9 protein-coding genes are annotated in these 11,842 nt (G+C 50.4%); 6 read left to right on the top strand and 3 right to left on the bottom strand.

Going from position 1 to position 11,842, the window contains the following annotated elements; genetic code table 11:
- The first annotated feature begins 63 nt into the window (after window positions 1-63).
- From lepB to H6F86_RS07110, 3 genes are all read left to right on the top strand, one after another.
- Window positions 64-447, top strand: a complete 384-nt coding sequence (gene lepB, locus H6F86_RS07120) for a signal peptidase I (RefSeq protein WP_190447500.1) — start codon at window positions 64-66, stop codon at window positions 445-447.
- 7 nt (window positions 448-454) lie between these two features.
- A complete protein-coding gene (locus tag H6F86_RS07115; protein WP_190447499.1) occupies window positions 455-1,822 on the top strand; it encodes a recombinase family protein in 1,368 nt (455 codons plus the stop codon).
- 116 nt (window positions 1,823-1,938) lie between these two features.
- Window positions 1,939-3,369, top strand: coding sequence for a 1-acyl-sn-glycerol-3-phosphate acyltransferase (locus H6F86_RS07110; RefSeq protein WP_190447496.1), 1,431 nt, complete (start codon window positions 1,939-1,941; stop codon window positions 3,367-3,369).
- Window positions 3,370-3,609: 240 nt separating this feature from the next.
- Here H6F86_RS07110 and H6F86_RS07105 read toward each other — a convergent pair whose 3' ends face one another.
- Window positions 3,610-5,928, bottom strand: coding sequence for a hypothetical protein (locus tag H6F86_RS07105; RefSeq protein ID WP_190447537.1), 2,319 nt, complete (start codon window positions 5,926-5,928; stop codon window positions 3,610-3,612).
- A 269-nt stretch (window positions 5,929-6,197) separates the two neighbouring features.
- Here H6F86_RS07105 and H6F86_RS07100 point away from each other — a divergent pair, with 269 nt between their 5' ends.
- From H6F86_RS07100 to H6F86_RS07090, 3 genes are all read left to right on the top strand, one after another.
- The gene (locus H6F86_RS07100) at window positions 6,198-6,647 is read left to right on the top strand and encodes a hypothetical protein (RefSeq protein WP_190447495.1); all 450 of its coding nucleotides are present in this window, start codon (window positions 6,198-6,200) and stop codon (window positions 6,645-6,647) included.
- Window positions 6,648-6,683: 36 nt separating this feature from the next.
- Complete coding sequence (locus tag H6F86_RS07095; RefSeq protein ID WP_190447493.1) at window positions 6,684-7,598, top strand: histone deacetylase; 915 nt, start codon at window positions 6,684-6,686, stop codon at window positions 7,596-7,598.
- Window positions 7,599-7,947: 349 nt separating this feature from the next.
- Window positions 7,948-10,008, top strand: a complete 2,061-nt coding sequence (locus H6F86_RS07090; RefSeq protein WP_190447491.1) for an amylo-alpha-1,6-glucosidase — start codon at window positions 7,948-7,950, stop codon at window positions 10,006-10,008.
- A 332-nt stretch (window positions 10,009-10,340) separates the two neighbouring features.
- Here H6F86_RS07090 and H6F86_RS07085 read toward each other — a convergent pair whose 3' ends face one another.
- Entirely contained in the window at window positions 10,341-11,123 is a 783-nt protein-coding gene (locus tag H6F86_RS07085; protein WP_190447488.1) for a pentapeptide repeat-containing protein, read from the bottom strand.
- 259 nt (window positions 11,124-11,382) lie between these two features.
- Window positions 11,383-11,691 carry a hypothetical protein gene (locus H6F86_RS07080; protein WP_190447485.1) on the bottom strand — a complete coding sequence of 103 codons (309 nt, stop codon included), beginning with the start codon at window positions 11,689-11,691 and terminating at the stop codon, window positions 11,383-11,385.
- Window positions 11,692-11,842 lie beyond the last annotated feature (151 nt).

Below are 11,842 nucleotides of genomic sequence, written 5' to 3'. Positions count from 1 at the left end.
GTCTGTCCGTATTTGATGATTTGAGTCGATTGGCACTTGGGACAGTTCATCGATTTGGCTGCAATGGTTAGAGATTCTGGTTCGCTAGCTTACCATTACTATGCATTACTACCAATCATTTTCCAACCAACCAAACGCCTAGAAGAGCAGAATTTCAAAGATGCTTTTACCAAGCGTATTATTGGCTTACCGGGCGAACGTTTAGAGGTGAAGCAAAACAAAGTCTACGTTAATAGCAAACCGTTGCAAGAACCTTACATATCAGAACCGCCGGACTACAAATGGGGTCCACAGGTTGTACCGCCAAAGCAATATTTTGTGCTAGGGGACAATCGCAATAACTCTTACGATAGCTACTATTGGGGGTTTGTGCCGCGTGAGCTAATCATTGGGCAAGCCATCTGGCGCTATTATCCCTTTGATCGCACAGGCTCGCTCGAACGTTAGTCGTCACATGCGAATCATTGCTTACCTCTACAGCGACCCCTTGCTAGAACCAACGCCCGATCGCGATCTGTGGGGTTGGGAGATCGATCGCGTCTATCAAGATCTGGCGATCGCAGCCGCGCCCAAACAAGGAAAAGAACCCACGATCGTTCCCCGTCAGCAATGGCAACAGCTTTTAGAGGATTGTCGGGTAGATCCAGCAGACTATTTGCTGCTGCGTCGGGTTGAAGAATTAGGTGATTCGGTACAGGCAGTGGGCGATCGACTAGCGGAACTTGAAGCGTTGCATATCCGGCTCATCGTTACAGAGCAAGCGACTGAGGCAATACCACCGACACTAGCCGCGCAGCCGATCCTACAGAGCGCGGGCTTGCAGGCAGATTTGTTAAAGCTGTTGCAGCAGGTACAGCGCGAACAACGGAGCCGACGCATCCGGCAGGGACACGCACAAAATCGCGTTATGGCGCTGCCACCACCTGGAAAAGCACCCTATGGCTATCGGCGTAGCAAACATCGTTATATAGTCGATCGCAGCACAGCCCCAGTGGTCAAAGACTTTTTTGAGCAGTTTTTACTTTACGGTTCACTCAGCGGCGCGGTTCGCTATCTGGCAAAGCGCTATGGTAAAAAAATTGCTGTCTCCACCGGTCATCGCTGGCTGACCAATCCTGTGTATCGAGGCGATCTAGCGTATCAAAATGGTGAGCTTGTCAGCGATACCCATGCTGCCATCCTCTCACGAGAAGAAGCCGCCCAAATCGATCGCCTGCTGCGACGCAATCGACGACTGCCACCTCGTACCGCTAGTGCGCCACGATCGCTTGCAGGCTTAGTGGTATGCAGCGAGTGTCGCTCGCCAATGACCGTCACCCGCGTTTCAGCACCCCGGCGCGATCGCGAATATCTCTACCTGCGCCCAACGGTATGCACCCAACGACCCAAGTGCGGAGCAATCGCCTACGAAAAAATACTCCAGCAGGCGATCGAGCGCATCTGTGAAGACCTGCCTCGCGCTGTGGCAGGTGTAGCTCTCCCCGATATGGGCACAATAAAGCAACGCCTTGATGGAGCGATCGCTGCCAAGCAAGCCATCCTGGTGCAACTACCGCCGTTGGTCACGAGTGGCGTACTGGATCAGGAAACGGCTGATCTACGGCGCTACAAATTACAGACTGAAATTGCTGCCCTTCAGGGAAAGCTAGCACAATTACCCCCAGCCAACTTAAAGGCGATCGCCCAAACTGTCTCCATCCCGCAGTTCTGGCTCGATCTCTCCGAAGCGGAACGCCGCTTCTACTTCCGCGAATTTATCCGCCAAATTGACCTGATCCGCCATCAGGAAACGTGGAAACTAAAGCTGATGTTTATTTTTTAGAGATGAGTGAGGGGAGAGGAGTCAGAAGCCAGGAGCAGAACTCAAAACTTTCTTCTGCCTTTTGCCCTCTGCCTTCTGCCCTTTGCCCTCTGCCTTCTATCCCAAGGAGACCCCCCTTGCCCCGCACCATTCGCCAAGCGCAGCCACCCCTGGAATTTATTCCACCAAAGCTCAATCTTTTTGTTGTGAAAATGTTGCAATGGCTGTTGCCTGCCATCATGCGCTCGCGGACAGCCATTCGCCGGGTCGAAGCAACCAACGTCGAGGTTTTGGTTGATCTATTGCGCCAATTTCATGAGGGAAAAATTCGGTTTTTGCTAGCGTTTCGGCATCCCAGCGTTAACGATCCGTTCTCGATGGCATACCTCCTCGGACGTATTGTGCCAAAGGTTGCACGGCAGCAACGAGTCGCGCTGCGCCGACCGATTCATGCTCACTTTATGTACGATCGCGGCATTCCGCTCTGGGCTGGCTCGTTTATGGGTTGGCTGTATTCGCAATTGGGCGGCACTCCAATTCACCGGGGCAAGGTTGATCGCGTTGGCTTGCGGTCTGCCCGCGATTTGTTTGCCAATGGCTCCCTCCCGCTAGCAGCCGCGCCTGAAGGTGCCACCAACGGTCATACCGAAATTGTTAGCCCACTAGAACCCGGACTCAGCCAGCTTGCTTTCTGGTGCGTAGAAGACTTACGTAAAGCGAATCGGACTGAAGACGTACTGGTTGTGCCGATCGGCATTCAGTATCGCTACATCACACCACCCTGGCGGGAAATTGACCAACTTTTAAGTCAGTTAGAAGCGGATACTGGGTTAGTGGTGACAGCGGTTAATCCTCAAGATGCTCCAAACGAACGTTTACTGTATGGGCGGCTGTATCGTCTAGGTGAACATCTACTGTCGTTAATGGAAGAGTTTTATAGCCGCTTTTATCAGCAACCGCTGTCTGCGACTCCATCGCTTGATCAAGACGATCAAGCTGCCGCTCCGACTGATCCCGCTATACCTCTTTCCCATGAAGCGTTTGCGGTGCGTCTAAACGCGCTGATGGATGCCGCACTTAAGGTCGCAGAACAATATTTCAACCTCCAGCCCAAAGGTAGCGTGATTGATCGCTGTCGGCGGTTAGAGCAAGCAGGCTGGGATTATATCTACCGCGAAGACCTGAAGGCGATCGAGCAAATTTCGCCCCTGGAGCACTGCCTGGCTGATCGGATCGCTGAAGAGGCAAATCACCGTCTCTGGCATATGCGCATGGTCGAAAGCTTTGTTGCAGTCACAGGCAAGTACGTCCTGGAGAAACCTAGTGTTGAGCGCTTCGCTGAAACCACCTTGCTGATGTGGGATATGGTCGCCCGGATTAAAGGTGAAAATCCTTTCGATCGCCCCAAGCTCGGTCGACTCAAGGCTGTTCTAACGATCGGTCAACCCCTCTCTGTGTCAGATCGCTGGCACGACTATGAAGGCAACCGCCGCAACGCCAAACAAGCCGTTATGACTCTTACGCAAGACCTGCAAACGGCGTTAGAGCAAATGGCAGTTCGAGAGTAAGACGACGGGGGCGGCTGAGAGAGAGGATAGCAGGGAGCAAAGGCAATTGAGAGAGTTAGGAAGGCGAGAGCGGCTAAGGGCAGTAAAAGAGGGCGGTAACGAAAATCAGTTCAGAACTTGATTGATGTTCTAGCAAACACACGCAATACCCCAACTAACATCTGCTTCCCCTACTCCCCTCTTACTCCCTCTACTTCCCCTACTTCCCTCTTGCTCCCTCTGCTTCCCCTCACTCTTCACCTACTTAGCCGTTTCCTTCACTGCCTCTGTCTTCGGTTTACCACCCGAATTTCGCACATTCATCACCTTGCCGAGCAAATCAAACCAGAAGGGCGCACCCATCGCAATGGCAAGCCCACTAACAACCCAGCCAAAAACGAGCTTTAGTAAATTGAGCGGTTTCGCGATCAGAAGTTGAGCGATTGTGACAGGAGTGACAGATCCTGGCTCGAAGGCTCGACAAGCGTCGGCATGAATGTTGACTGCTGGCTGACAGCCAAATTGCCGCGCCAAGTGTTCTGGTTTCCAGCCAATTGGTAAAGAAAGATCTTTTAGCGCGGCATCAGTTTGATCCTTTACTACTTTCAGAGAATTGGCAACCGCAGGAGTTGTCGGGGCATTAGGGGCGATCGTGCCGTCAGTAAGGTTTTGGTTGAGATAAATGCCGCTGGCTCTATCAGTGATGACCTTCCGCAAATCGCCATCATTTGAGAGGCGATTGACAATAAAAAAGGCATCTGAGTTGGTGGAGCTTGCCAGTACTAACCCAATTAAGATGGCTACGCCTTTTGCATTGCGTTTGTAAACGCCCGAAGCCCGAGACATGGAGTTGTCGAACCAGCTTGAAATCTCTTCACGAAATTGATTGAGATCATGACCCGTCCGCTGCACCTTAGATTGAGCACGTCTGGCAAGAATGGAAAAGCTTTCCTTAATAGAATTTGGCAGCTTTCCTAAGACTTGCTGAATCGACTGATAGGTTTGGTAATTGTCATAGGTTGAGCGATCGTCGTTCGTTAAACCTAGCTTTGTAAAAGCAAGATCGATGACAGCATACCGTTGCTCATTGCTCAGTTGTTCCATGCTTTGGCTAATAATAGACGTGCGTTGTTCGCCCCCAAACTGGTTTAGAACTGCGCTCAAAATCTGTTGCCGTTGCCCGCCGCCCAACTGACCTAACGCTGTATGAAGCGCTCGTTGTTGTTGCTTGAGCAGATTAGTTTGCGAATTCAAGTTAGCGCGATAAATCCTACGTCTGCGATCGATAAGCTGCTTTTCAACGCTTTGAAAAACATCAGGTGCTATCAACAAAAATTGCTCTTCTACAGTTTCAGGGTACGCCTGCACAATCTCTTTCTCGATCGCTTCTGGGTATGCCTCTAAAAGCTGTTGTTCCAATTCAGGGTTAACCTGTGCTTCTAATGGCTCCGCTTGTGCAAGCATTGCTTCATAGGCACCAAACACTTCTCGATGTGTGGTGCTAGTTTCATCTACCAATTGAGCGATTTCAGCTAAGCTTGGACGCAGCCCACCGGACAAAATCGCTCTCTCGTTCTTTTCACCAAAAATACTTAACTTAAAAGCCCTGAGACGTTTGGTAAAGTAGAGCAAATCTTCATCGCCTGCACCATCCGCAGCCATTGTTACCTCCGGCTGAGGCTCTGCGGGTGAACCCGTTTCGGATGAGTAGATTTCTGGTTGGTAAGGCTGAGTTGAATCTGACTGATACGGTTCTGATGCATACGCAGCCGACGGGTCGGGTTCTGGCTGATAAGTATTGAAGCGAGCTGCTTGCAATGCTTCTGGAGCAACAGTAAGTGCAGGGGTTTGAGCAGCCGATAACGGATAGTTAGTAATGTAAGCATCAAGGCTTTCACCCATCCGCTCGACGCACGTTACTAAGGTTATTTCTCCAATGTTGAAGTCGTGAAGAATGTCATTGTACTCTTCTACAAGCGTTACAAAGTTAGCATCACTTGCTAAATCTTTGTTCGCTTTTTCGGCAATGATTCTAATTCTTCCTTTTTCAAAATTGCTTACAGGTGCTTCGATCGTATCTGCATTAAGACTCCCTACAATTCTCGTAGCGAACTTTTCTAGCCTGACTTCTATAAGCTTTTTCGACAGGATTGAAAGCCCCAATCTTTCTAGTAAAGAGGTTGAAAATGTTTCGGGAGCAATGTAGGACGGTCCAGTAGATTGATTGGTGCCAAAAGCACCCTTTCTATTACTAGGAATGAACCAGCGAGTGATTCTACGTGCGCCTCTAGCAACAATGCTTTTCGACTCTTGATTAATATTTTTAAGGAGCGGATCGTCGTAGAGTTTGTTAACTAGCTCTCTTACTTTTTCTTCTTCGGGGGTAGCGCTGCCACCAGCAAGAAAGACTTCGATCGATTCCTTAAGGTGCTTTGCCCGCCACTGAAATAAAGTAGTTAGTAGCTCTTGAAGCTCTGACGCGAGTAAGCTAAGAATCAAATAAATGAAAATTAAGCCAATCGCAATATCCAGAACAAACGGTAAACCCATAAAAACTGCCCCGATAGTGAGATGCTTCATTCAAGACTACTGTAGATGAATGAGCAAGAACACTATATAGTTCTATGCCAGAAACATCTGTTTACTTAAACAAAATTTAGTGACTCAGCCATCCTATCCTGCTCCTTTGATCTCAGGCTTATAACCTCGGTAATTAATACCTTCTGACGCTGATTAGCCGTGATGAACAGCTGATGCATGGGCTATCTAGCGATCGTCGGTAGGAAGCGAGGCGATCGACACACAAACGCCATCGGCTGTTTTACGCTAGAGAAGGCATGCGAACCGCGATGAAAGAGGAAGCGATGAAAAAATTTGGGTTCATTCTCACTGCCTTATTACTGCTGACAGCACCTGTCCATGCAGTTGAGTATCAGGGCAAGAATTTAGATGGCATTAAAATACCTGCCAAAGTAACGTCATACAAAACGGGCGGTGAGTATGACGTGCAGGTACAGTTTAAGCAAAACCTCGCTACGATCTACTTCTCGCATGGCGGACAAACGACCATTCGCCTCACGCAGCGTGTTATCACTGACCCGAACAAGATCGAAGGTATTGGTAAACTGGGGCAGGTGTATCTTGGTAGAGTCTTCAGTGTAGGGCTTGATTTCGATCGCTCCAGTAGTGACGTTGCAGCCTCAGTTGTGCCTACAACAGAGTACCTCTGGAGCATTCGGCTCGACCCAGACAGCCTCAAACAAGCCACTCAGACAACACCGCAGCAATCTAGCCAGTAGCCTAAAATCAAAGCATTGCCAGTCTCTCTACGCCTTATGCTGCCCATTATTTACTCTGACGCTTTTTTGCTGCACGAAACAGGTTCCTTTCATCCTGAAAAACCAGCCCGTTTGACAGCTATCAAAACAGCGTTGCAAGCTTCGCCCTGGGCAGATCAGCTTGATTGGCGATCGCCGACTCCCGTTGAAACCCGTCCGGTAATGCCGCACGTACAGCAAGTGCATTCTCAGCGCTATATCGAAGGAGTGCAACGACTGGCAAAGCGGGGCGGTGGCTATATTGATGCGGATACACCTGTTTCGGCACAGACCTATGATGTAGCGCTGCTGGCAGTGAGTGCTTGGATGGATGGAGTCGATCGTGTGTTGGCAACCGATCAGCCAGCGTTTGTGTTAGCGCGTCCTCCGGGTCATCATGCTGTAAGCGAGATGGGTATGGGCTTTTGCATTTTTTCCAACGCTGCGATCGCGGCTCATTATGCGCTGAAGCAACCGGGTGTTGATCGCGTTGCCATTCTCGATTGGGATGTGCATCACGGTAACGGTACACAGGCGATTACTGAGAAACAGCCTCAGATTGCGTACTGTTCGCTGCACGAGTCGCCGCAGTATCCCGGTACCGGTGCCCAGCAGGAGCGCGGGCTGCATAACAATGTACTGAACGTGCCAATGTCGCCTGGTAGCACAATGGCAGACTATGAACCTGCTTTTGTCCAGCAAGTGATGCCGTTTTTGACTGCTTTTCAGCCTGACTTGCTAATTATTAGCGCAGGGTATGACGCAACTCATGCCGATCCACTGGCTGGCATTTCTTTGAAACCAGAGGACTTCGGCGTGTTTACACGTTACTGTCTAGCGCTCACTCATCGCCTTCTTTTTGGGTTAGAAGGTGGCTATGATTTGGATGCGATCGGGCGATCGGTCGTCGCAACGATCGAGCCGTGTTTGTAAAGCAGGTTTGCTACTGCTATTGCTAGGTCAGCCCGTAGTATGAGTTTGGCTGTGAGGAGTAGGGTATCTATCGTGCAGTCAGCAGGCTTCTACAGAAAAGAAATCTATAGCCGTCAGCAAGCCGTTAACAAGAAGTATCTACACCCGCAACGATCGCCCTTGCTTACTTTTGCCTGGTGCCATACTGCTCGGTCATTGTGTCAAAACTTCTTAGTGAGCGCCTCTCTAAATAAGTAACTGCTCGATCTCGTCTTCAAAAAGATCAAGTGCAGTACGGTGTGATATTTTTAACTCGTCGAGCCTTTTGCAGACCGAATTACGTAAGAGCGCTGATTAAGACTAAATTGCAATGGATGAGCTGGATACGCGCGAATGGCTGCTAACGAATGGGTTGGGTAGTTTTGCCAGTGGCACGGTTTGTGATGCCCGTACACGCACCTACCACGGTTGGCTCGTCGCGGCACTCGAGCCGCCTGCCCAACGAATGCTGTTGTTTTCTCACCTGGAAGCCAGCCTGGAAGTGGGCGGACTCATTTTTGCGCTTGGAACAAACTTCTGGCTCGCTAATCAGGTTGAGAAGGTTGAGCCGTTGGGCTACCGTCTGTTGCGTGAATTTAGCGTCGATCCTGTACCAACCTGGGTCTGGAGTTTAGGCGATCAGTGGCAGTTGCATCGTCAGATCATGATGCCCTACGGCATGGTGACAGAGGAGCGATCGCCCGAAGCCATGCCGCCTTTTGTCAATCGTGTGCTGGTGCAGTATCGCTATATGGGCAGCCAACAGGCGCTTTTGCGGCTGCGACCGATTATTGGCGATCGTGACTTCCATCAGCACCAGCAAGAAATACCTGCGCTTTCGTTTTCTCAGTTGATCAGTGCGAATCAAGTTTTTTTGCAAGCGCTACAGGCTGGTAAAACAGGGACACCCTGGAGTCTTTCCTGGAGCCAAGGGCAGTACCATCCTGAAGAAACCTGGTACTGGAGCTACTATTATCCTGTCGAAGCGCGTCGTGGCTTAGATTATTTGGAGGATTTATTTAGCCCTGGCTACTTAACGGTCTGGCTACAACCGGGTGAAACGGTCACGCTAGAAGCAAGGGTAGGTTTACCTTCCACAACTTTGCCAGACCAGCTTCCAGCGATCGTCGATTGGACAATGCAGGCAGAGCAACAGCGATTGGAGCAAGCATTCCTGCCCTTCCACTCTGTCTCATCTGTCTCTACTGCACCAGAAACAATGGTGCTGTGGGAACGACTGCTACAAGCAAGCGATCGCTTCTTTGCCTGGCAACCCGTTCAGCAAACGCCGACGATCGTTGCGGGCTATCACTGGTTTGGTGATCGTAGCCGCGATACCTTGCTTTCCATACCCGGTTTGACCCTCACGACTGGACGGTTTTCGCTAGCCCGCAAAATGCTTGATCGGCTTGGGCGCTTGTGCTGTCAGGGGCTAATCCCCAACCTACTGCCTGTCTATGGTGGTGACGTCAGCTATCGCAACATTGATTGTGCGCTGTGGTGGATCGAAACACTTGGGCTTTATTTAGAAGCAACGCAAGATTGGGAGTTTTTGCTGGAGCAATACGAAGTCGTCAAGCAAATTTACAAAGCATTTACGACTGGTACCTTATATAACATTCGCATTGATGCCTCCGACGGGCTGATTACCTGGGATGACACCAGTGTGCCGTTGACCTGGATGGATACGATCGTCGGGGGTGAAGCAGTTACCTTACGCAACGGTAAGCCAGTTGAGATTAATGCACTCTGGTACTCGGCACTCTGCTGGGCTACCCAGTGGGCGACCTTGCTGGCAGATCGCCCCGATGTCGAGAATGTCGATCGCCTCCTCAATCTGGCACGACGCTATGCCCAGCAGGCAGATCAGGTAAAAGCCTCAATGCAAAAGTTCTGGAATGCCCAGCAACGCTATTTCTACGATCGCCTGGAGCCAAACGATCGCCTGGATGCCACGATCCGCCCTAATGCTGTACTGGCTTTATCACTGCACCACTGCGCGTTTTCCACCGAGCAGTCGCGTCAGGTGCTCTATACGGCGCGCGATCGACTCCTTACGCCCTACGGGCTCCGCACGTTAGACCCAGCTGATCCTGCCTATCACGGTATGTGCAACGGCACCCCTGATCAGCGCGATCGCGCCTACCATCAGGGCACTGTCTGGAGCTGGCTCCTTGGTCCCTTTAGTCGCGCCTGGAGCCGCTTTTGCACCGCAGAAGGAGAACCACTGCCACTTGATTTACAGCTACTGTTAACGCACTTTCAGCACGAAGGCTGCTTTGATGCGATCGCCGAAATTTTTGATGGTGATGCACCCCATCAACCGCGCGGCGCGATCGCCAGTGCCAGCGCGATCGCTGAACTGCTGCGCCAGTGGGAGGAGTTGGTATAGGAAGAGGGGGTAAGCAGGAGGAGCAGAGGAAGCAAGAGGAGCAGAGGGAGCAGGAGTTTAAGTTCCGTGGAAATTTGTGGAATGTTCTGAGCAACCTTTTGCAAAGAGCAGTTCAGAGCGACGAGCCTGTGTCACTTTAGTGTTCTACGAGGTATAGCAGTCAAACATAACGTGAGGACAGACATCAACCCTGAAACTTCCTTTGAGCAAGGGCTTCGATTCATCCCTCATCCTTCATCCTTTTGCTATAGGCAGTGTCCCGAAGATAGGTAATCTTTGAGCTTACCGCTGCTCCCCCTGCTCCCATTGCTCCCAGACGCTGCCTCTTCTTCCTATGGCAAAAAGAACTGTAAAAGGGTGGCAAACGCGCTGAGTAAGTTGATGCCAAAGCCATTTCCTTTTTTAGGTTTGGCTGGAGGAGTTTCTAGTTCTTTAATCGACTGTTGAATGCCCTGTGCTGTTTTGGTGTCGCCGCTGGCAGTGAACAATTTGTCTGCTTGTTTAAGGTCAGCGATTGCCCCTGTACGATCGCTCGTTTGGAGCCGTGCCAAGCCACGCCCCAGGTATGCCTGAGCAAAATCTGGTTGCCGCGCTAGCGCCTGATTGAAGTTCTCAACGGCTGCCGCATAGTTTTTCTGTTCGCCATGAGCGACCGCCCACTTGTAAAAATCCTCTGCCTTACCAATCTCAGCAGGCAGACCGATCGCTCCCTGCAACATTGCTTGCTCCAGATTGGCTCCTGCAACGCTCGCGTTGGTCATGTAAGCATGGCGCAGGTCAACCGCATTTAAGTTTGCGCCATCAAGCTTAGCCTCAGTCAAATCGGCACCAGACAAACTGGCACCGACCAAAATTGCGCCACGCAAATCGGCTCCCTGCAAGTTTGCCCGACTCAGATTTGCCTGAGTCAAGTCTGCCTGCCTCAGATCCGCACCACGCAAATCGGCGTATACCAAGCCAGCATTGCGTAATTCACAACTAGAGCATTGCCTGGTTGCCAGCAGCTTTTGCGTATGCTCCAGGTTTTCTGCCCATGCAGGCACCGCCATACTAGCTGTCAGAAAAGCTGTGAAGCCTACAGGAATTGCTGTTTTGCTTGGCAGGTTGAAACTCATGGCGATTGGCTAAAAAAGATTTGCAGCAGTGTCTCACTATTTAACTCTAAGTTGACGCTGACAGCACACCAACCCCAAAAATTCAAGCAATTTTTGCACCTTTATATAGAATATAGATTAAAGATACAAAAGCACGGATGTTAGGCATAGAGAGTGACCCATTTCCCTAATTAGGCAACGCTCAAGCTATCAGCAATGCCAGGTGAATGAGTAGTGGGCAAAGAAACTGGCAAGACCAGCGACATTTTTCTTTGAATCTCTAGACATCCTGCTGGGTATTCAGATCAGCCATTAGGAGATTAATGCGTTCTGCAACATCAGCTCGCCCCTCAGGATCAGAGCCGTGTAAAAAGATATCCAGAATAAACCAGCGACAAAGGTCAGGATCTGTGTTTACCAAGCTAAGAATCACCCCGTTGAGCACTTCTGTCGTCAAATGGTCAGGAAGGCGCTTCAGTTCATCTCGAATCACTAAAGCGTTGTCAAGCTCTTGAGTCTGATAAGCACTAGCAACAGCCTTAACAACCACTGCAATCAGCTCGTCTAGGTTTGGCTTGACATCATCCATACTGTTGGTCAAAGGTTCTAGCCACTTGCTAAAGAGTAAATTGGTTGGGTGCGATCGCCATCTGGGCAGTAGCAGTTTCTCTAGTCGTCTCGATCGCTGAGTGGTAAGAGGGACGACAGGGCGTGTATGTATTCAATGCATCTTAGCTACT

It is taken from the genome of Phormidium sp. FACHB-592 (assembly GCF_014695795.1).
Classification (GTDB): domain Bacteria; phylum Cyanobacteriota; class Cyanobacteriia; order Leptolyngbyales; family Leptolyngbyaceae; genus Stenomitos.
The sequence above is the reverse complement of the archived record's forward strand: the minus strand, read 5'-3'. Positions and strand labels throughout refer to the sequence as shown.